Genomic DNA, 20897 nt, shown 5'->3' with positions numbered 1-20897 from the left:
GTCCGGTCATTTATTTTTTAACCGTTCCTAACTGCCCTTGCCAATCTTCGATTCAATCGCGTCGAGCACTTTACCCAGTGCAGTTACGGCCACCGGATCGGTCGGTCCTTGCGAATTGTACGTTTCATACACTTGCTTGATCGAACTGCCACTGAGCAGCAAGCCATAGTTCATGATTGAGCGTTCAAACGCTTCAGCTGCTTGATGCCGCGTGCCCTGTTCAAGCCCGCTGTCGGAGACCAGGACCAAGAGCTGCTGTTGACTGGCGGCTGTGCCCAGTCCACCTAACAAGGTCACGTAGGTCTCGGTGGGCAGACTGCTCGAGACGTCTGCCAACTGCTTCTCCCAGCGGGCCAGCGGATAAAAACTGTACTGTTGACGATCACCGGCAATGGTATTGAGCATGCCTGTGGCTGACTCAGCCAAGGCAGCGCGTTGATCTTGGGTTAGCGGACGAGTATCCAAGCGACGTTCCATCTCTGCGATTACGCGCGTCATATGGTCCGGCGATTCGGATAACACCGACAGGATGACACCCGGCATACGCGACAATTCGTTGCGCTCGAGTGTATCGACGTCTTCGGTCAAGACCGCCATGGGCAACGAACCACCTCGCTGACTGTGACGCAAGCGATCGACGCAGGTCAAGATACTATTTCGAGGCAGGCGATCGACGACCATGATCAGTTCGATAGGGTACGGTTGATCCAGGATCTGCAAAGCATCCGCCGTGGTACCAGCCGTGACGGCACTCGCACCTAGCTTGGCCAACTGTTGTTCTGCAAACGAACGTAGATCGCTCGAGAGTCCTACGACCAGGACCATTGGCCCGCGGCCCAGGCGACTCATTTCAATGGCAATCTCCAGAGCCGTGGCCGATCCGTTGTACGGTGATTGGATATTGGCCTTGGCCAAGGCATCAACGGCGATATAACGCATCACTGGCCGCGAATCTCGCAAGCAACTAGCAATCACGTCGAACACCGGATCGCCCACGACCGCTTGTTTCAAGTCACGACCAAGTTTTTCGGCCGCCAGAATCGAAGCCCCGTGCATTTGCCAGTGCTGGCTCTGCTCGAGGACATGTTTCCAGAACGCTGTATCTTGCGTGGCCTGCTGTCCGGCACTCAGCGTGGACAGAGGCAAGGCCGTGTTGGCCTGGTATGCGTGTTGGGCCAGCACGGTGGCACATTCAACCCAATCAGCACTTGTCGCTCCGACCAGCGCTGCCCGCAGTTTAGCCAAATGAGCCAAGCCTTCGAGCGCATGGTCGGGCACCGGTGCCTCAATGGCACTAACGCTTAAGCCATCGGCAGCCGCGCGCCACAACCATTTGGGCAACCGCGCAGGACGCGAGCGCAAGAGTTGATATTCATCGAGTTGCCGCTTGAAGCGACCAGCGACGTACTGGCGAACAGCATCGACTTCCGGAAGTTTACCGTGTTTCTTGAGCACCGCGTCGCTGATGGCATGTCGCGCTTGCCGCGCTACTAGATCGCTGTGGAGCGCGGTCCCCAGCTCGGCCCCGAACTGCGTGGCCGTCGATTGAGCAACCGCCAGCAGGACGCGACTTCGCGAAGCAGCGTCAGGCGAACTACACGCGGCTCGCAGAGCCTCCAGTCCATCTTCGTCAAACTTCAACAGTGCTTCGACCAGGTAAGCACCTGGAACGCGACTCTTACCTGACAGCAAGTGTAGCGCTAGACGCTCGACCGCAGCCCGACCGGCCCGCACCAAGCGCACGTGGGCCAGCTTGCGTTGCGGCTCGCTATCGTTGGCCAGACGATCAATCCAACTATCGATCCAGCGTGGATCGCGCGCCAGTTTGGCTGGTATGGCGGAGATCTCGCGCACGAATTCGCGTTGTGGTTCCGAAAGTTCGTCGGTCGCATCGCGCAGCTTGTACCACAGTGCGGCTCCACCAGCTAGCGATAGTTCGGCCATTTGCTCGGTAGTCCAACGACCTCGCTTGATCAAATCAAGATAGCGATTGACTTCATCCCAACGCGCCACCCGCGTCATCCATTCCAAGCGCTCGGCATATTCAGCGGGACTCTTGGGTGGATTGGATCGCAGCATGCGAACCAGTGGGTCAGGATCTTCTGCCGGCGCACTGCCACCGTTGGCTGCGGGCGTGGCGGGTTCATCGAAATCCGTATCCGTGGCTGGTGATGGGTCATCGCCACCGGTGCCAAAGGGATCGCCAACACCGGCATTGCTGTCGGCAGCGTTGAACGGATCGCCCTCCGCGTCTTGGGCCATCACCTGGCAGTAACCAGTGAGCGCCAGGCTCAGCGTGAGCATCAGAGTCTTAGCCAGTTTGATCATGTAGGACTCACTGTTGTCTATCCAAGCCACAGGCCAGCTGGGGGAATAATCCGTTTATTGTAATTGGACTGTCCAGCGGGCAACCTGGTCGGCGACCTGTTCTGGGTTACTCGAGCCATAGCTCTGGTACGACTTTACCGCTTGTTCCACTCCCAACAGGCTGGTCAGCGACCCGTCCAGATCCGGATGGACCGTTTTTAGTTGCTCCGGCGTCAGCTCGGCCAAGGTTATTTCCTGCTGGTTGGCTAAAGCCACCAAACTGCCTACCAGGTGGTGAGCCGTTCGTTGGGGAAAACCGCGTTTGATGAGGTGCTCCATCAGGGTGGTGGCGTCCAAATGGCCGCGCTGCAGCCGTGAAGCGATCGAAGTTCGATTTAGCTGAGCCCCCTCGACAATCGGTACCGCCAGGTCCACCGTGGCCTGCACCGTATCAAAAGCATCGAACAGTGCCGGCTTGTCTTCTTGTAGATCGCGGTTGTAGGCCAGTGGCAATCCCTTGACCAATACAAACAGTGTCTGCAAATCGCCGATCACTCGCGCTGCCTTGCCGCGCGTCAACTCCAGCGTATCGGGGTTGATCTTCTGCGGCATGATGGATGAACCGGTGCAGAACTGCTGGGGCAACTTGATGAACGCAAACTCCACGGTCGACCACAGTATCCACTCCTCAGCCCAACCGCTTAAGTGCGTGGCAATCAGCGACAGCACAAATGCCGCTTCGAGGGCAAAGTCGCGATCGCTACTGATGTCGATGCTGTTGGCAGCGACCTCTTCAAAGCCTAACTCCTGGGCCGTCCAGTGACGATCGATCGGTATGCTCGTACCGGCACAGGCGGCAGCTCCCAAACTGCTAATATTGACGCGCCGGCGGCAATCGGCCAGCCGCGCGCGATCGCGTGCAAATTTTTCGATGTACGCCAACCAGTAATGCGGGGCCAGCACCGGTTGAGCACGTTGCATATGCGTATAAGCTGGCAGAATCACATCCATATCGGCTGCACAGCGCGACAAGAATGCGCGTTGCAAGGCCAACAGCGACTGGTCCAAGCGATCCAGCGCATCGCGTGTCCACAAACGCAAGTCGGTCGAGACTTGATCATTGCGACTGCGGCCGGTGTGCAGTTTGCGCCCCACATCGCCCAAGCGATCGATCAACGCTTGTTCAATGTGCATGTGAATATCTTCAAGTTCCGGGCGGAGCGGCAACTGGCCGTTGTCGAGCAGCACCTCAATTTCGCTTAAGCCACTTTCGATCTGCTGGAGTTCGTCGGAGGTCAACACACCTTGACGGGTCAACATGCGAGCGTGCGCGATCGAACCACGAATGTCTTGTCGGTACAGCCGATGGTCGAAGCTGATGCTCTCGCTAAAGGCTTCTAATCGTTTATCCGTGGCGGCTTGAAACACGCCGCTGCGCGACGGCGACTGCGTCATGAAGATCTTTTCGATTCGTTGGGTTATCAATCCCAGCGCTTCCCAGCGCCGGCCTGCATGAGCGGCTGATCGTAAACCGACAATCCATGGTCGTCAATTATCTATGCAAAGTATTGCCCAAAAAGGGCGCAAACCCTGAAACACGGGGGAATCGCTTGCCCATAATGTATGCAAGACATGTAGAGCGGCTGTCCCCAGCCGCTCAGAACCCTCTAACTAATTCGTCTACCGACCGAGTGACCCGAGAAAGGGAAGGGGCGAAGGCCCTGCTGAGCCAACATCGTCATTATGAATGGACATCGATCCAGGGAAAGCCTTCTCCCTCCCGGCCTGCGCGGTCGGTCGGTCGGTCGGTCGGTCGGTCGAGAATTTGGTTAGAGGGTTCTGAGCGGCTGGGGACAGCCGCTCTACACCGTCTCGCGCAGGTTACACTATGGAGACGCCTGCCCCGAAAACCCCTTCAAACCCATTGCACATCATGAAGCTCACTTGCACACTACTGGCTCTTGTGGCCATGCTGACCCACTTTCTGCCTGCACTGGCGCAGGAAACCACATACAACCTCAAGGCTGACATCGTTTACGGCCACAAAGATGGTATGGCGCTGACCTACGATGTCTTTGAACCGAAAGCTAATGCGAAAGGCGTCGGACTGATCTTCATGGTCAGCGGTGGCTGGGTATCGACTTGGGTACCGCCTGAAAATGCCGTGGCATTCTTCAATCCGTTTCTGCAAGCCGGATATACAGTCATCACTGTGCGACATGGCAGCAGTCCGCGCTACGTTATCCCCGAGATCGCGGTCGATGTCCGCTCGGCGTTGAAACACATTTACCAGCATGCCGATGAACTGAAGGTCGATCGCAATCGGTTAGGTGTTTTCGGATTTAGCGCCGGCGGTCATCTCTCGTTACTTTTAGGCACGCGTCCCGATGCCAGCAAAGACAACGGTGAACAAAAATCAGTTGCGCATGTCGCGGCGGTCGCAGCCATTTTTCCACCGACTGACTTGGCGCCGTATGTCGATCCCAAGAACCCGCTGCGCGAGCAGTTCCCGGCCTTGAAGTTTGACCCGGCTAAAGCTGCCGACTATTCACCGCTGGCTCAAGTCTCGGCCGATGATCCACCTACGTTGTTGGTGCATGGTGATAAAGATGAACTGGTTCCGATTTGGCATAGCGAAAAGATTGATGCGGCGTTTAGCGAAGTCAAAGTGCCGCATAAGTTAGTGGTGATCCCAGGCGCTGCCCATGGCTTCGACGCTGAAGGCAACAAGACCATGTTCACCAACATGGTCGCGTGGTTCGACGAATATTTGAAATGAGGCGGCGGGTAATGGACGCAAGCACCAAGATTGTTCCATCGGTTTGTCCTTTGGATTGCCCAGACACTTGCGCTCTGCAATTGACGATAACCGACGGTCGACTGGTCAAGCTGGAAGGACAGCGCGAGCATCCTATCACGCGCGGGTTTGCATGCGTGAAGATGGCTCAGTATCCCAAGCGGCAACACCATCCCGAGCGGTTGCATACGCCGCTGAAACGCAGCGGGCCCAAGGGTCAAGGCAAATTTGTCGAAACCAGTTGGGATGAAGCGCTCGATGATATTGCCAGTCGGCTAACGCGGATCATTGAGCAGTTTGGGCCGCGCTCGATTTTGCCCTATCACTATGCCGGCACAATGGGCTGGGTGGAACGCGATTACCCGATGTGCTTCTTTCGAGCCCTGGGGGCCTGCGAACTGGATCAAACCATTTGCGCCACTACGGGTGCGGCCGCCTGGGAAGCCAACTATGGACCGATGCGCGTTTCGACGCCACTAGAAGCGTTGCCTCAAGCGCGAACGATCATCCTGTGGGGCGTCAATGCCTTGCGGTCCAATAGTCATTCGGCACCTTGGCTGAACGAAGCTCGACGCCGCGGCGCCTGGATTCTGCATATCGATCCTTATCGCAACGAAACCAGCCGCCTGGCCGATGACCATTGGCAAATCAAAGTTGGTACCGACGCCGCCATGGCCCTGGCACTGGGCAACGAAATCATCCGCCTGGATGGCGAGGATCATGAGTACACGAGCACGTGCAGCAGCGGCGTGGACGAGTATCGACTGGCATGCGCTCAGTGGCCTATCGAGCGCGCCGCGGAAGTGTGTGGAATCGATGCCGAACAAATTCGCAGCCTGGCACGCCGCATCTGTCACGAGAGGCCCCTGCAGATTCGCGCCGGTTATGGCTTGACTCGCAATGAAGGTGGTGGCAATGCGATGCGCGCCATAACACTGCTGCCCGCACTCGTTGGAGCCTGGCGACAACCTGGCGGCGGCGCGGGACTGACGACCAGCGGCGCATTTGCATTAAACAAATCTCGCTACAACGGGGCCCATTTGCTACAGCCCAACGCGCGGCACGTAAATCAAAATCAACTGGGCCGCGCGCTTCATGACTCTGCCGATCCGATCCAAGCGCTGTTCGTCTTCAACAGCAACCCGATGGCCGTCTCGCCCGATACAGCCAGTGTGTCGCGCGGATTGAAACGCGAGGATCTGCTCACGGTCGTGCTCGATCATTTTCAAACCGACACCGCCGACTATGCCGATTACGTCTTGCCGGCCACCACGTTTCTGGAGCATGCCGACCTTTATTCAGCGTATGGCCACTACTATCTGCAATGGGCCGAACCGGTCATGCCAGCCTTTGGTGAGTGTCGACCCAATAGTTGGATCTTCCAACAGTTGGCACAGCGACTCGGGCTCAATGACGAAGTGTTCTCGTGGAGCGCAGAAGATATCGCGCGCGATCTGCTTAACAGCGATCATCCTTGGGCTAAGGGCATCAGTTTTGAACGACTCCGACAAGAGCGCTCGGTGCGGATGAACATACCGACGGATTTCCAGCCGTATGCCAATGGATCTCATCATGCCGATGGTAAAGTGCATTTCAGCCCCGCGCCGCAGCAGCTCGATTTCGCGGAACAGCCCGATGCTGAGTATCCATATCGTTTGATCTCTCCACCGGGTGCCTTTGTGCTCAACAGTAGCATGGGCAACATTGAACAGTTGCTGAAGGCAGCTGGAGGCGAACCTCATGTTCTCTTGCATCCTGCGGACGCTGCCCAGCACGGTATTCATCAAGGTGACTATGCGCGCCTGAGCAGTCGCCAAGGCTCTATTCGGCGCAAGGTCAATGTCACGAGCGATGCCCGCCAGGGTACGGTCATCGCTGTCGGCCTTTGGTGGCCCAAATTGGCCCCCGATGGCAAGGGACTGAACGAACTGACTAGTCAGAACCTGACCGATTTAGGCGAAGGCAGTTTGTTTGGCAACACGACGGTCTCGGTGGAAAAGAGTTGAAGTTTCAAACTTCCAACTGATCAGCGCGGTTGAATCTCATTCAACCACCGTCACGCGTTTCACGTTATCGTCCGGCACGCGATCGATCAGCAAGCAGAACGGATCGATGCCAACTGTATCCGGCAGGCTGGGAACAACAAACGTAAACTTCTGCTCTCCGTCTTTAACCTGCACGCGTTGGCGGGCGAGCGTCGCGCCGAACTTCTTGCCTGGCTCCGGGCGGCCGAACGCGCCGATCTCGATCAGTTCGTTCAATTCGACTGGGCTCTCTTTGCCGTCGTCCTGCGCGCGGAACTTCTGGCAGTTGACCGTTAACGTGACTTCGTACTGGCCGCTGCTCAACTTTTTAGCCGTCGTCTCGAGCGTACGGTTAGAGTAGAGCGTGATCGATTCAAACAAATCACTTAGCACATAATGCAGTTCCGGTGGCGTATGTTTCTTAAGCGTGTCGACTAGATCATAAGCGTTGGGATAGGGCGGGTCTTTGTATGCAAAGCGATCGACGATCTCCTTCAGGGCTGCATTGACTCGCTCTTCACCGATTAACTCCCGCAGGTAGTAGAGGGCCACGCTGCCTTTGCGATAATGCACATAACCTTGATCAGGCGTGACGGTCAGCAATGGTTGTTCCTTGACGATCTCACTGCCTCGGGAACGCAAATACAGATCCATTTCGTAACGCAAGAACTTGCGCATCATATCGCGACCATACTCATGCTCCATCACCATCAGAGCCGAATACTGGGCGAGCGTTTCCGACAACAACGTAGCGCCTTGCATGCGTGCACCGATGACCTGGTGCGCCCACCATTGATGGGCCATCTCGTGGGCCACGACATAGAACACCATGTCAATGTCTTCGGGGTCTTCCAGATTGGCGATAAAGCCTATGCTCTCCGAGTACGGCATCGTGCCTGGAAAAGCTTGTGCAAAGGTGGCCACGCGGGGAAACTCGATGATGCGAGCTTGTTTGTGTTGATAGGGGCCGAAGTTCTGGCTGCAGTACGCCAATGACTGCCGCATGCCCTTCATCATCTTGGGTACGTTCCAGTGATGTTCGGGTTCGTAGTAGACCTCCAAGTCGACATCGCCCAACTTGTCTCGCTCGACGGCATAACGGGCGGAGATAAACGAATAGAAGTTCAGTGAACGATGGTCCAAGCGATAACGATAGAAATGCCGTCCATCTTTGTCCCACTTTTCGACCAGTGAACCTGGAGCGACTGCGATTTGATCGCCGCTGGTGCTGATGACCGTCTCGACTTCGACCCAATCCGAGTTCCCGCTGACGTAGTGTTGCATGCAACGATCAGTACACTCGCGCGTTAACTCTGGGTAGGGCTCTACCATCGGCAGACCATATTTGCGACGCTTGTTAGGATCGCGGATGCCGGCGTCGCTCATATAACCAATTTGCGGCGCGATAACGTTATTGAAGAAGGTGCCGTTTTGTACGATCTGCATATTGGTAACACTGTTCTCGATGCCACGTGTATCAGCGGTGACGGTATATTCCATTTCGCGTTCTTGACCGGGTGCCATGGGTGGTACCAGCCGGTACTTTTGCGTCGCTAACTGACGATCGTCTTCGACCAAGGATGAATCCTGAATCGCAATGGTGTAGTTGAAATCCGGATCGAGGGTCACGTAAACATCTTCGATGGCCTCGTTGGATTTGTTGACAATCGTTTGCTTGCCAACCAGGCGGATATCGCGTTTTTCGGGATAGATGTCGATCTGGTAGTTGACCTTGGTAACGCGAGGTTGAGGCTGGCCAGCCAGGCTGGAGTATTTCTTCTCATAAGCCACTTGATCTTTCTCGCGTTGCTCAGTGCCCACGATCTTGTTGATGACCATCGTGTTGTAGGCCAGGTAGCTTCCGATACCAATCCAAATTCCAGCCACGCTCGCTAGCACACCCCACTGGGCGTTCGACATGCCCTGTGGCACCAATTTCAAGCGTTTCCAGATCGATTGATGTGGACCGCGCTGCCAAAGGCGCGTGGTTAACCAAGCCAGCAACACAGCGAATGCAATCCAATACGCGGCGAACCACAATACGCCCGATACATACGGTGCGAATCCATACATGTCCGAGTAAATGTAGGCTTGCAAACGTCCGTATTTAAACAACAACGAATCAACCTGCAAAAATTGCCAGGCAAAGTTATTGAACACCAGCAAGATGATAAACAGAAAGTACCCTAGATATTTATTGGGCGCGAGCGTATGAGCCAACAGGGACAGCACGACCAAAAATGTCATGCGCAACAGGTCGAGCACCAAGATCTCGGTGACGTACAGCGACAGCTGAAAGCGAGTGTAGCCAGATGCCCATTGCGACGCGATTGAAACAGCGATACCCAAAGTCATGATGACGGCTACTACCAGCACGATCGATAGTAGCTTGGACAGATAACTGGTCCAGTTGCGAGTTGGTAAGGCCCCGAAGATTTCATGTAAGCGATGATCTCTCTGACGCCATACCAGCACACCACTAAAGAAAGTGATAATAGCGATCAGGAAAATGTACAGTGAACCACGGATATCATCGATCTGCTGGTAGGTTACTGGAAAAGTCGAAAGACCATACAACTTGCCCAAGTGAAACCAGACGCTAGGAATCATGTTGATTAAAGCCGCGATCAAGACCACCACAAACGTGGTGCTGCGCATGACGGCGCGCAAGTCTTCGGATAGTTGACTGCGGAATTGCGCCAGCGACGTGGCCCAACCTGGCTTCTGACCGCTGACCGTTACCGGGTCAATGCTCAGCTGCGGAATCGACTCCGCCGCCGCTGCTCGCAACCGAGTACGACGTGTACGTTCTGAGAAATCGAATCGCCAGGCAGCCACTGCGTAGCACACCACCGCCAGGGCTAACCATAACAGTCGATTCAATATCAGATACCCAGTTAGCGGCATGGTGAGCGTATTTTTCTCCTCGACCGTCCAGTACTTGGTCGCGATCGAGTACGCATTACCGCCCAGCGGGTCGAGCAGAGAGGCAATCCACTCGTTCTCCAACGATCCCAACAAGCTGGATGAAATCGCAAAGCCGACCAACATCAATAGAGTGCCGAGAAAACTGTAGAGCGTGCTGCGAGTTAGAACAGCCAACGCAAAAATCGCTGCGCCAAAAAAAAGCGTATTGGGAATCGAGAATACTAGAATCGCTTGCAGATGCGCCCACCAATTTTCAGGTCCCCAACGTTCGGGAACTACCCAAGGTGATATACCGCCCAAGAGAATCCCCAGCGATACACCTAGCGATGGCACCAGGGCCACCATCGAGGCACCCAGATAACGCCCCGCCAGGTAATGGCTCTTGCGGATCGGTTTGCTGAACAGGAGCGCGCTGCTGTTGGTGGTAAAGTCGCGTGAGGCAGCTGAGTCCACAAAAGCAGTGGTCATCAGCACAGTCAGCAAGCCAACTGCGGCGTAGAAATTCTGTACAACGAAGGGGGCATTGCGATGCGTATTGCCTAATGCCTCACCAACCTGTACGTTGTCGGACACACTGGCCGCAAAAAACAGCAACGTCATGATGGCCAAGAACACATAGACCATCATGCCGCGAAACCAGTATCGCAGTTCGAAACGCAAGAATTCAAAGAACATTGATTATCATCCGTTTACACAACACGTTGATTCGTGCGTCTTGTTCGTAGCATCAAAAAGGTTGTTGTAGCGGCACGCGTCAAGCGTGTCGAAAGCCTTGACGGCTTCCACTACAGAAATGATCGAAAGCCTTGACGGCTTCCGCTACAGAGGTGCCTTTTACCGCACCTCTCCTCGTTCATAGCTGAGAGAAGAATACGTCTTCCAGATCGGGCTCTGCGGGCGTGAAGCCTTCGCCGGGATGTTCTGAACTGTAAACGTGAACCAACGGGCGACCAGCAATCAGCTTGGTTGAAATCACTTTCAGACGCGACTGCGTATCGGCCAACTCCTGCTTGCTGAGCGATTTGGCCCAGACCTTACCGGCCAGCTGTTCTTCCGCTTGGGCCGGAGAACAATGCAGCAAGAGGCGACCGTGGTCGATGATGGCCATTTGCGTGCACAGCTCTTTGACGTCTTGCACGATGTGGGTCGAAAGAATAACGATGATGTTCTCGCCGACTTCGCTCAGCAAATAGTAGAAGCGGTTGCGTTCGCCTGGATCGAGCCCGGCAGTGGGTTCGTCGACGATCAACAAGCGTGGATTGCCGAGCAACGCCTGAGCGATGCCAAAGCGTTGACGCATCCCGCCCGAATAGCTGGCCACGGCCTTCTTGCGATGTTCGTACAAGTTAACGCGCACCAGCATGGCCTCGACAACCTCGCGTCGCTGCTTTCGATCAACCAGACCTTTGAGCACAGCCAGGTGGTCCAGGAGTTCCAGCGCCGAAACGCGGGGATAGACGCCAAACTCTTGCGGCAGATAACCAAGCAACCTTCGCACCTGGTCTTTTTGCTTGAGGACATCCAGGTCACCCAAATGCACCGATCCAGAATCGGCCTCCTGTAAGGTGGCCACCGTGCGCATCAAAGTCGACTTACCGGCACCATTGCGCCCCAGCAGCCCAAACATGCCCGGTTTGATCGACAGCGACACGCCATCGAGAGCCTTGACGCCGTTGCCATACTGTTTGGAAAGATTATCGATGACGAGCTGCATGTTTGAAGTTTGAAGTTTGAAGTTTGAAGTCTGAAGTCTGAAGCCTGAAGTCTGAAGTCTGAAGTCTGAAGTCTGGCGCATAGTAACGTTGCCGCCTGGCACTTGATGTTTCGCTTCGATATCGGGGATCTTGGCTAGGATTTTGGCAGGGGCTTCCAAATTGTAGCCATGATTGAGCGATCTCCGGCCAAGGTTTGGTGAAAGTAGTAAATGGTTACCAAGCGTCCGTCGGAGCGCTCAACGGTGCGCGGGTAGCCCACATCGCGGCCTCCTCCGTCGTCGCGGAGGTGAATCTCTGTTTGCCAAGATTGCCCACCATCGTTGCTCAAGCGGGCCCGCATGCCAAAGGGTGGAGCGCGATAGCCGTAGGTCAAACACACGCGACCATCTCGCATGCGAATCATACTGGCTGGATTGCCCTCGCCAGTGTCGGGCACGGGCGTTGAACGCAGCTTCCAGGTTGCACCATTGTCGGCAGAGTGATAACACTCAATCCAGCTCCGCTTGCCTTGGCGACAACGGATGGCGGAGAGTAGTTCCTGGGAGTCAAGTCGAATGGTCGAAGGCATGATCGAGTAGCCGGTTGGTTCGGGACCAATCCAAGAAACGAACTGGAACGACTTGGCACCATCGCTAGTGCGCATACAGAAGGGACGGCCCTCGCGCTGATTGGACTTGCCGGCGGTCATAAACAGCAGCATCTCATCGCGACTGTTGACAATGTAGTCAGTGCGCGCCGAAATACCGGGTGTGCCGACATCGGGCAAGCGATAGGGGCCCAACCAGTTGTGTCCTCGGTCCAGTGAGTAGTAGAAACGCGAAGGTCCGATGTGATTGTCGGTCATGCGCAGAGTCATCGCAAAATCGGGATGCGTGAAATCAATACCACCCGGCGGATCCAACCATGGCTTTTCCTGTTGCCCTGGCGGCGTAATGCCATGCAGCGACTGACCGACTGGTATAAGTGCGCCTTTCTCCGCTGGATCTTCGATCTTCCACGTTTGCCCACCATCGAGACTGCGAGCCAGCAGGTGCCGTTCGGGCTTTTCGCGATCAATGTTATGGCGGTCGGCACCCAAGTCTTTCATGCTGCCCGCGCTGAAGCCTACCAAGATCTCGTCACCCCATGACCAGATGCCATGGTTGGCTGGCCAGCCACCAAACTTGCCAGGCTCAGCATAAACCTGCACATGCTCGACGCTGGCAGGCTCCGAAGCCAAGAGACTTGTCCGATTGAACAAGACCGCAATCACCAGGACTAACCATCTCATGTTGATTCCTTTACAGTCATTGTAGCTAACGCTCAATTCGACTTTCCCCGGGCGAAGAGATCGTCCAGCTTTTAAGTTGTTGCAGTGAAACAATTTGTGTGGTGCATTCTGCGGCAAACACTTCCACTTCGGTAACGAGCCCCCTCCCAGAGCCTAGCTTAACGCTGTCTCCGACCTCCCCCAAGCAAAGCTTGACAGAGGTGACATCACTTCGCCTGCACTTCGAGCTATGATAGGTCGATCAAACTTATTGCATTGTATAAGGACTTTGTCTATGCGATTGCGTGGTGCCGAATTGTGCCTGATGTTGTTGAGCTGGTCTACTGTTATAGCTCAAGAGCCGACTGAGAAAACATTGCCGAGGTTTGAAGACGGGCAAGCCCAAGTGGTCGAAGGCTTTGCTGAGTCAAATGAGTGGATACGACATGATTTGTGGGTTGAAACCGAGTTTGATTCCGACGGCAATGGTCGCTCCGACCGTATGTATGTAGCAGTAACACGCCCCAAACAGACCGACACTGAAAATTTAAAAGTGCCGGTCATCTATGAATCCAGTCCGTATTACTCTCGAGCCGGTGATCTACAGGGCCCGTTCTTTTGGGACCCGAAACATGAACTTGGTTCGACGCCGCCGAAACACGAACACTTGAGCACTTCGCTACGCGAATTCGAGCGGCCAGTTTTGTCTCGATCGCATGAACGCAATTGGGTACCGCGCGGCTTTGCCGTGGTTCATTCTGCCTCGCCGGGTACAGGTCTGTCCGAAGGTTGCCCTACGGTCGGAGGTGACAATGAATCGTTGGCGCCCAAAGCCGTCATCGACTGGCTGTGTGGACGAGCCAAAGGTTTCACCAGCGTCGATGGGACCGAAGAAGTGAAGTGCACGTGGTGCACAGGTAAAGTCGGTATGACAGGCACTTCGTACAACGGCACTTTACCACTAGCGGCAGCCACCACCGGAGTCGAAGGCCTGGAAGCGATCATACCGATCGCGCCCAACACTTCGTATTACCACTACTATCGCTCCAACGGCCTGGTGCGTCATCCGTTTGGTTACATGGGCGAAGACATCGATGTGTTGTACGATTTTATCCACAGCGGTAACGAAGAGTTCCGCGACCATTGCGATTGTAAGGTGCGCGACGAAGAGATGGGCAAGAATCAAGATCGCGTGACGGGAGACTACAACGACTTTTGGGCTGGACGCGATTACTTGAACGATATGGGACCGATGCGGGCAGCGCTGCTGATGGCTCATGGTTGGAACGACTGGAATGTCGTCCCCGAACATAGCGTGCGCATTTACCTGGCTGCCAAGGCCAAAGGGTTACCTGTCCAATTCTACTGCCATCAAAATGGACACGGTGGTGAACCACCACTGGAGATGATGAATCGCTGGTTCACTCGCTTTTTGTACGGTATCGAGAATGGTGTCGAGAAAGAACCGCGCGCGAGAATTGTACGCGAAGATGACGATCCACAAACACCCACCAGCTATCCAGATTATCCGCATCCCGATGCCCAATCGGTTATATTTCAACTCAGCCCAGGCGGTCGCCAGCAAGGCACACTCGCCCCACTTGTCGCTGGCAGCGGCAGCAGCGATGTTAAAGAAATGTTGGTCGATGATGCCCAGTATCGCGGACCAGTGTTAGCCCAAGCCCAGCAGTCTGAGAATCGTTTGTTGTATGTGACTGCGGAACTGAAAGAACCGATCCACATCTCAGGCTTTGCCAGGATCAAGATTCGGCTCGCCTCCAACAAACCAGCCGCCAATTTGACCGTGTGGTTGATCAATCTACCCTGGAGTACCGATCCGGCGCGCAAGTCGACGGACAACTTAATCACGCGGGCTTGGGCGGATCCACAGAACTACAAGTCGCTGACTGAGAGCGAGCCACTGGTGCCAGGCAAGTTCTACGATATGGAGTTTGCTTTGCAACCTGATGATCAAATCATTCCAGCCGGCAAGAAGATTGGCCTGATGATTTTCTCGAGCGATCCCGACTTTACGTTGCAACCGGAAGCAGGCACCGAACTAACGATCGACCTGAGCCAGACCAGTCTCGAACTACCCATCGTGGGTGGCGCGGACAGTTGGTCAAAGGCTCAAAGTTCTGTCGCTCAATAAACTAATGGATTTTGTAGCTCAGGGGTAAATTCGCCATAACACAAGGAGTGCTCTAATCCCGAATTGGACGTGTCCAAGCGCTTATTGCACTTCCAGCACAATTTCTTCGCCGTCTTTAACGTTGGCTTTCAGCGCACCGGCTACCGCGTATCTGGCATCCAGACGCGGTGGCTTGGTGGCTTGCTTGCCCTGTTCGACACGTTCTTCTTCCAGATCCGCCAGAACCACGCGATGCGGGCCAGGCACTGCCCCGGGTTTATTGTCGGTGGTCATCAGCTCGAAAGTGCCATCTTCTTTAGAGATGGCTGTCGAACTAGGAAATGCTCCGTCAGTTCCTTCCTTGACATCGGGCAGAAATTGAATCGAAATATTTCCAGCTGGCTTGCCGTTGATCTTGATCGTACCTTTGGCCGGTACTAAGACCGGCGCCGCCGGACCACAACCACTCAGCAGCGTTAGCCCACACAGAGTGCATAGGCAGATACTAGCTTGAACGTATCGAGCGATGGAACTATTGATCATTGCTAATTACTTCACCATCATTGCGTCGGCAGTAGAGTGACAGGATGGTCTGGGCAGTGGATTCGCTGAAGAACCGCACCGAACCATCACACAGCGAGACGTTGGCACCACCTGGATGCAAACTGCTCAAGGAGTTCAAACGCATATCCTGAAAGACGAACCACGCCGAGTTGGAACCTGGAGCGCCCGGGGTTCCATGAGCCCAGGGAATTCGATAGTTGATTGGCGCAAAAGCACCAAACATCAAATTACCCAGACCAGCATCACCCCCAGCTGGATACCAACGACTCCAACCGACCATCGTGCTACCGCTGTTCCAACCGGCTGTGGTGAAGGTATCGAAGTTTTTGTCTAAGTGAGCACGTTCGCCGAACATGAACGTATTGCTCAAGCCATCGGTAATATCGCCGAAACGAACTGCGACACCCAGTGGTGCGCTCGAGGTTTTGCGGGCTGCAGAACCGGTGGCCATAAAGACACCGTCGTTGGTGGAACTGGTGGCAAAGATCGGTCGTGAACCACCGTTGGCTTTGTAGCTAGTTCCGCCGTAGTACTGAGTTGCGGTTCCAGTCGAAGGGAAGGGGATTGGGCCAGGGAGTAATTGGTCACTGGGGCACAGCAGAGTTGGGATGCCAACATCCGCCAGGCCAGTGGTAGGCGACAGGCCACGATTGTTCAGTGGTACCTTGTCGTCGAACCTGGCATACAGGTTATTTTGCTCAAAGTAGGGCAACAAGTAATAGAAGACAGAGTGACCTTGAAATGCTCCACTGGGAGCTGGAATACGATCTTGCGTGAATCCAGGTGGCAGCTTCTTGCGAGCGCTCTCGAAGTTATGACCGGCCAGCGCCAGTTGCTTGATGTTGTTGCTGCAGCTCATGCGACGAGCTGCTTCGCGCGCGGCTTGAACCGCGGGCAATAATAAGCCGACTAGAATTCCAATGATGGCGATGACCACCAACAACTCGACCAGCGTAAACGCCGCACGCCGGTGCTGTCGCCGGCCCTTCCTGAACGTGGACTTGGTCATACAGTTACATCTCGACTTTAAAGAAGAATGAAAGCGAACGGAAACGTCCCGCAATCCCCCGCGCGCATCTAAGAAATCCATCCACAGGCGGAAAGATTGCGGGAAGCTTCGCATCCAAGCGCAAGCTGAAATATGCCAATAGATTACCGTTACTGGGTTTCTTGGCAATGGAATACCGACCGCCCCAGGTCGATTTCAGGGCGACTAATTTACTAGGTTGCCTTAAGCCACCAATGGTGCGCAGTCGCTAAAAATTAACATTGCTGTTCCACTGGAATGTGCGTCCAGGTGATCACCGCGTAATGAGAAAGAGCGATCCCTAACCTCCCTGGTAGCGGAAGCCGTCAAGGCTTTCGAGGTCCAACGTTTTGCGGCGTCCAAAAACACCGTTTCTGTTTAGGGTTCTCGGGGGTGAGGCAGGCTGGATGCAGACCAAGTGAATGCGGCGCCCCAGGACTGTCCCTTTGGGGCGGCACATTGGCTCAGTTGGAGTTTCTTGCGCTGAGCGAGGTGGGTGCGGCCGCTCAGCCAGTTACTGATAGTTACTTTAGGGCGGCCCTTAGAACTGGCTCGAAGATGGTGGCTTGTCGCATGAAACCCAGATCGTTGGCGTGCGATGCGTCGGTCGCTCCCTCGGTATCGTCCCCATACAGATTGTCACCCGGGATGTAGTAAAGATGTTTGACGCCAGCGGTTTGCAGCGAATCAAAAGCGGCCTTGAGGGCAGCATGGTTCTCCGTATGAAACTGGTGTTTCGCAGGCGTGATCCAATCGTTAGTGAAGCGGCGGTCTTCGACCAAGATGATCGGCGTCTCGGGCTTGGACTTGCGCAGTTGTTGGACCAGTGGTTCGCATTTAGCAGATACATCGGCCGGCTGCATATTGGGTAAACAGTCAATCACATAGGCGGCAGCATCGATCTGTACCAGGTAGTCACCCACCGCCTGATCCATGCGGCCGTTACCTGAGAAACCCAGATTGACCACGGGCTGGTCCAGCCAGCGCCCGAGAATGGCGGTGTGTACCATACCGGGTCGGCTGGCGCATGCGCCGTGCGTAATGCTCGTCCCGTAAAACACAATCGGCTTATCACGCGGAGGCAGTGGTTCAAATTGTTTGCCCGGTTCAATGCCGATATTCATGAACTGAACGCCATTGTAGAGCGGCAGATAGGCTGCATACTCGCGCATGCCAGGAGCCAAGCCTTTGATGATTTCGGCTTTGACCTCTTGAGCAGCCGGGCGGGTTACCTGAACCCATTTCCATTTGCCTTGATCATCGCGCGCGTACAGATCCACGCCGCTAACACCCGTGGCCGGCATGTGGGGCATGGCGAGGTTCGCCTTGTGAAGCGCGTAGTGCACATGAATCGACGGTGAATCGGTTTTGAATCGCACCATCATGCCTGCACTGTCGCGGCTGAGGTTCCAAACCGCATCGGTCACTTTACCCTTAGCGGAAACGGGCAGGCGATCAAACCAGCGTTGCCGCCGCTGATCAGGCAAGATACGACCTTCAACACCCCAGCTGGTAACACCGAACCACTGCACATTGTCGGCAGCTTGTTTATTGACCGCCAAGGCTGGATCCAGCTTGGTGATGTCGGGCGACTTCTGCGCCCAGAGTTGCGTCGTTTGGATGCTCAGCCAGAAGAACACGCAGCAAAGTTGTCGTTGGATCATGTTAGTGTCTTGTCAAGATAAACTAGGGGGTTGATTAAACAGTTGACATAGCGCCGGATGCGTTGATCACTTCAAGACTTCATCCACAAATTGCAGTAACGCCTGGGTGTTCGGGTCGTCGCTCTTGCCTAGGTTATCATTCAACTTTACATGATTGGTATCGGTAGCACCCACTAGCTTAAATGGAACTTCGGAGGCTTTCATCACTGAGGCCAAGCGTTTGGCTTGGGCCGTGGTGTCGGGATGCTCCGCTACATACAGAATCAAGAATGGTGGGATACCTTTATTTTTCGCCACGTGTGTCACTGGTGAAAAGTTCTTGTGCTTCTCTGGCAAGTGACCAAACTTTTGACGATGGCCCATATTGGATTGCTCCTCCCCATGAGCCCGGCGCCGGGTTTCGGCCGTTTCGATGATCGCAGGAATGTCAAAGGTATCGCCGTCGACTGGAACACAACCTTTGAGACTGCTGAAGTCGACGCCTTCGGCCTTTAGCAAGCGCTCATCAATGCACACCAGGGCAGCCAACTGCGCACCGGCCGAATGACCGCCAACGAGAATGCGTTTCGGATCGCCGCCATACTCGGCGATATGCTGGTGAACCCAAGCCAGCGACTTGGCCACGTCGGCCACGATCGACTCCATCGCTACCTGAGGCAGCAAGCGATAGTTGGTCGATACGAAAATAATGTTCTTGTCGACAAACAGTTGAGGCTTCAAGTCGACAGCCGTCTTGTCGCCACCCTGCCAACCGCCGCCATGGACCCAGAACATAACTGGCAGATCCTTGCCGCCTTTGGGGACATAAATGTCGAGCACCTGTCGCTCGTGCGGATTCTCTGCGTAGGGAATATTGCTTGTCAGCACATATTCTCTTGCCGATAGTCCAGAACTGGACAGTTGAAAACAAAGAGCGCATAAGATCCCGACACACAACATACGGAGCAACATAGCCAGAACTCCTGGAGGAAAGGGGAGGCCGCTATTATAACCCCGCTCACCCGTCGAGCGGATGTGGTGGGGGACAGACACCGTAGCGTAGAGCAGCTGTCCTCAGCTGCTCGAAACCCTCTAACCAAAGTATCGTCCGACCGAGCGACCGATGTTTCAGCCGAGCGACTTGCCGGGTGCTGAGCGGCTGAGGACAGCCGCTCTACGTGGCGCTAAGCAAAGAGTTGTTGGATCACCTTTCCGTCGCGTACCAGGGTAATGGGGCGGCCGGTTTCGGTGTCGAATTCTTGCTGGGGATCGATACCGAGATTGTGATAGAAAGATGCTGCGACATCGTCAGGCGTAATCGGCTCGCCTGCCGGCCCCGCAGCCGTCGCGTCGCTGGCTCCAATTACCTGGCCGCCGCGGAACTTGCCGCCCGCGGCCAGCATGAACATGCAACGTGGATAGTGATCGCGGCCGCCTTCGGCCGATCGATCGTTGATCTTTGGCGTACGCCCAAACTCACCTGTGGTCAGCACAGCCGTGCTCGACAATAAACCCTTCTGCTCCAGCCCACCATACAAGGCTGACAGACCTGCATCCAACTCGGGCAATAGTTTGCTGCTCAAACGTGTAAAGTTATCGGTATGCGTATCCCAACCACCCAGCGAAAGCGACACAAAGCGTACACCGGCTTCGATCAAACGAATGGCCAATAGACAACTCTGGGCAAACGGTTGAGCCGCGAACTGCTGGGCAAAAGCCGGTGATTCAAGACTAATGTCAAAGGCAGCCCGCGCCTTGGGGCTGGTGATCATCGCAAATGCCTTTTGTTGAAAACGATCCAGCCCCATGACCAGTTGGTTCTCTTGTTCGATAGAACGAAATGTTCGATCGAGATCCTTCAGCAGGGTCTGTCTGCGCTGGATCTGGTCGACGGTCATACCGGCCCCCAGCGAGATACCGCGCACGCTGAAGGGCTGACCAGCGGTGGGCGTGGCACCGGTATTCAGCGGCGCATATTGAATGCCCAAAAAGCCGGCTCGCTGATTGCCGCGTGGGATAGCGACGAATGGCGGAATATCAGGATCCGTAGACAATTCCTTACTGACTACGGCTCCGTAGCCTGGATACTCAAGCGATGCCAAAGGGCGACTGCCGGTGTTGATGTATTCACTGCCCAAGCGATGCGCGGCCAAGGTGTGGCTCACACCTCGCAATATGGTGTATTTGTCTGCACAGGCCGCCAGCTTAGGCAAGTGTTCGCAGATTTGTATTCCGGTGATGTTGGTATCGATTGGTTTGAACTTGCCTCGAATCTCGCTAGGCGCATCGGGTTTGAGGTCAAACGTATCCAAGTGCGAAGGCCCGCCGGCCAGATCGATAAAGATGCCCGCTTGAACATCGCGCTTGGTGGACAACTTGCCCGCATCTTCAGCTCGCAGAAAATCGGCCAGCGTAAAGCTGCCCGCGGCCAGCGCACCTACGCGCAGGAAGTCGCGGCGGACAGTACCTTCGCAGTTGCGGAAGATCGACATGGTTGCCTCAAGGTCGCGTG

The 20897-nt window shown here is 55.1% G+C and carries 13 protein-coding genes; 3 read left to right on the top strand and 10 right to left on the bottom strand.

Annotated elements, in window-relative coordinates; translation table 11 throughout:
- Window positions 1–27: 27 nt before the first annotated feature.
- Both SH573x_RS04315 and argH read right to left on the bottom strand, forming a co-directional pair.
- Entirely contained in the window at window positions 28–2328 is a 2301-nt protein-coding gene (locus SH573x_RS04315; RefSeq protein ID WP_479353101.1) for a hypothetical protein, read from the bottom strand.
- A gap of 54 nt (window positions 2329–2382) precedes the next feature.
- The gene (argH, locus tag SH573x_RS04310; RefSeq protein ID WP_479353100.1) at window positions 2383–3762 is read right to left on the bottom strand and encodes an argininosuccinate lyase; all 1380 of its coding nucleotides are present in this window, start codon (window positions 3760–3762) and stop codon (window positions 2383–2385) included.
- Window positions 3763–4240: 478 nt separating this feature from the next.
- Between argH and SH573x_RS04305 the strand changes: the two genes are divergently transcribed.
- Both SH573x_RS04305 and SH573x_RS04300 read left to right on the top strand, forming a co-directional pair.
- Window positions 4241–5086, top strand: coding sequence for a prolyl oligopeptidase family serine peptidase (locus tag SH573x_RS04305; RefSeq protein WP_479353099.1), 846 nt, complete (start codon window positions 4241–4243; stop codon window positions 5084–5086).
- 11 nt (window positions 5087–5097) lie between these two features.
- Window positions 5098–7110 carry a molybdopterin-containing oxidoreductase family protein gene (locus tag SH573x_RS04300; protein ID WP_479353098.1) on the top strand — a complete coding sequence of 671 codons (2013 nt, stop codon included), beginning with the start codon at window positions 5098–5100 and terminating at the stop codon, window positions 7108–7110.
- A gap of 36 nt (window positions 7111–7146) precedes the next feature.
- On the opposite strand, the gene SH573x_RS04295 is transcribed toward SH573x_RS04300, so the two are convergent.
- The 3 genes from SH573x_RS04295 to SH573x_RS04285 form a co-directional block, all read right to left on the bottom strand.
- Window positions 7147–10731 carry an ABC transporter permease/M1 family aminopeptidase gene (locus SH573x_RS04295; protein WP_479353097.1) on the bottom strand — a complete coding sequence of 1195 codons (3585 nt, stop codon included), beginning with the start codon at window positions 10729–10731 and terminating at the stop codon, window positions 7147–7149.
- 178 nt (window positions 10732–10909) lie between these two features.
- A complete protein-coding gene (locus SH573x_RS04290; RefSeq protein WP_479353096.1) occupies window positions 10910–11770 on the bottom strand; it encodes an ABC transporter ATP-binding protein in 861 nt (286 codons plus the stop codon).
- 134 nt (window positions 11771–11904) lie between these two features.
- Window positions 11905–13041, bottom strand: a complete 1137-nt coding sequence (locus tag SH573x_RS04285; protein WP_479353095.1) for an exo-alpha-sialidase — start codon at window positions 13039–13041, stop codon at window positions 11905–11907.
- Between the two features lie 274 nt (window positions 13042–13315).
- On the opposite strand from SH573x_RS04285, the gene SH573x_RS04280 reads away from it, so the two are divergent.
- Window positions 13316–15172 carry a Xaa-Pro dipeptidyl-peptidase gene (locus SH573x_RS04280; RefSeq protein WP_479353094.1) on the top strand — a complete coding sequence of 619 codons (1857 nt, stop codon included), beginning with the start codon at window positions 13316–13318 and terminating at the stop codon, window positions 15170–15172.
- An 81-nt stretch (window positions 15173–15253) separates the two neighbouring features.
- Here the strand turns inward: SH573x_RS04280 and SH573x_RS04275 are convergent, their stop codons facing one another.
- From SH573x_RS04275 to SH573x_RS04255, 5 genes are all read right to left on the bottom strand, one after another.
- On the bottom strand, window positions 15254–15694 hold the full coding sequence (locus SH573x_RS04275) for a hypothetical protein (protein WP_479353093.1): 441 nt from the start codon (window positions 15692–15694) through the stop codon (window positions 15254–15256).
- Window positions 15684–16724 (bottom strand): DUF1559 family PulG-like putative transporter, encoded by a 1041-nt coding sequence (locus SH573x_RS04270; protein WP_479353092.1) that lies wholly within the window; start codon window positions 16722–16724, stop codon window positions 15684–15686. The genes SH573x_RS04275 and SH573x_RS04270 overlap by 11 nt, the downstream gene beginning before the upstream one ends.
- 542 nt (window positions 16725–17266) lie before the next feature.
- Entirely contained in the window at window positions 17267–18406 is a 1140-nt protein-coding gene (locus SH573x_RS04265) for an SGNH/GDSL hydrolase family protein (protein ID WP_479353091.1), read from the bottom strand.
- Window positions 18407–18472: 66 nt separating this feature from the next.
- A complete protein-coding gene (locus tag SH573x_RS04260) occupies window positions 18473–19357 on the bottom strand; it encodes an alpha/beta hydrolase (RefSeq protein WP_479353090.1) in 885 nt (294 codons plus the stop codon).
- 212 nt (window positions 19358–19569) lie between these two features.
- The gene (locus tag SH573x_RS04255; RefSeq protein ID WP_479353089.1) at window positions 19570–20877 is read right to left on the bottom strand and encodes a DUF1501 domain-containing protein; all 1308 of its coding nucleotides are present in this window, start codon (window positions 20875–20877) and stop codon (window positions 19570–19572) included.
- Window positions 20878–20897 lie beyond the last annotated feature (20 nt).

Source organism: Rania fehmarnensis (assembly GCF_056494185.1).
Note: the sequence above shows the minus strand (reverse complement) of the source record. Positions and strands in the feature narration are given on the sequence as shown.

Bases quoted from the DNA above. Each gene is read 5' to 3' on its own strand.
- SH573x_RS04255 (WP_479353089.1), bottom strand. From the start codon at position 20,877: ATGTCGATCTTCCGCAACTGCGAAGGTACTGTCCGCCGCGACTTCCTG.
- SH573x_RS04275 (WP_479353093.1), bottom strand. From the start codon at position 15,694: ATGATCAATAGTTCCATCGCTCGATACGTTCAAGCTAGTATCTGCCTA.
- argH (WP_479353100.1), bottom strand. From the start codon at position 3,762: ATGACGCAGTCGCCGTCGCGCAGCGGCGTGTTTCAAGCCGCCACGGAT.
- SH573x_RS04305 (WP_479353099.1), top strand. From the start codon at position 4,241: ATGAAGCTCACTTGCACACTACTGGCTCTTGTGGCCATGCTGACCCAC.
- SH573x_RS04265 (WP_479353091.1), bottom strand. From the start codon at position 18,406: ATGATCCAACGACAACTTTGCTGCGTGTTCTTCTGGCTGAGCATCCAA.
- SH573x_RS04290 (WP_479353096.1), bottom strand. From the start codon at position 11,770: ATGCAGCTCGTCATCGATAATCTTTCCAAACAGTATGGCAACGGCGTC.
- SH573x_RS04295 (WP_479353097.1), bottom strand. From the start codon at position 10,731: ATGTTCTTTGAATTCTTGCGTTTCGAACTGCGATACTGGTTTCGCGGC.
- SH573x_RS04270 (WP_479353092.1), bottom strand. From the start codon at position 16,724: ATGACCAAGTCCACGTTCAGGAAGGGCCGGCGACAGCACCGGCGTGCG.
- SH573x_RS04260 (WP_479353090.1), bottom strand. From the start codon at position 19,357: ATGTTGCTCCGTATGTTGTGTGTCGGGATCTTATGCGCTCTTTGTTTT.
- SH573x_RS04280 (WP_479353094.1), top strand. From the start codon at position 13,316: ATGCGATTGCGTGGTGCCGAATTGTGCCTGATGTTGTTGAGCTGGTCT.
- SH573x_RS04315 (WP_479353101.1), bottom strand. From the start codon at position 2,328: ATGATCAAACTGGCTAAGACTCTGATGCTCACGCTGAGCCTGGCGCTC.
- SH573x_RS04300 (WP_479353098.1), top strand. From the start codon at position 5,098: ATGGACGCAAGCACCAAGATTGTTCCATCGGTTTGTCCTTTGGATTGC.
- SH573x_RS04285 (WP_479353095.1), bottom strand. From the start codon at position 13,041: ATGAGATGGTTAGTCCTGGTGATTGCGGTCTTGTTCAATCGGACAAGT.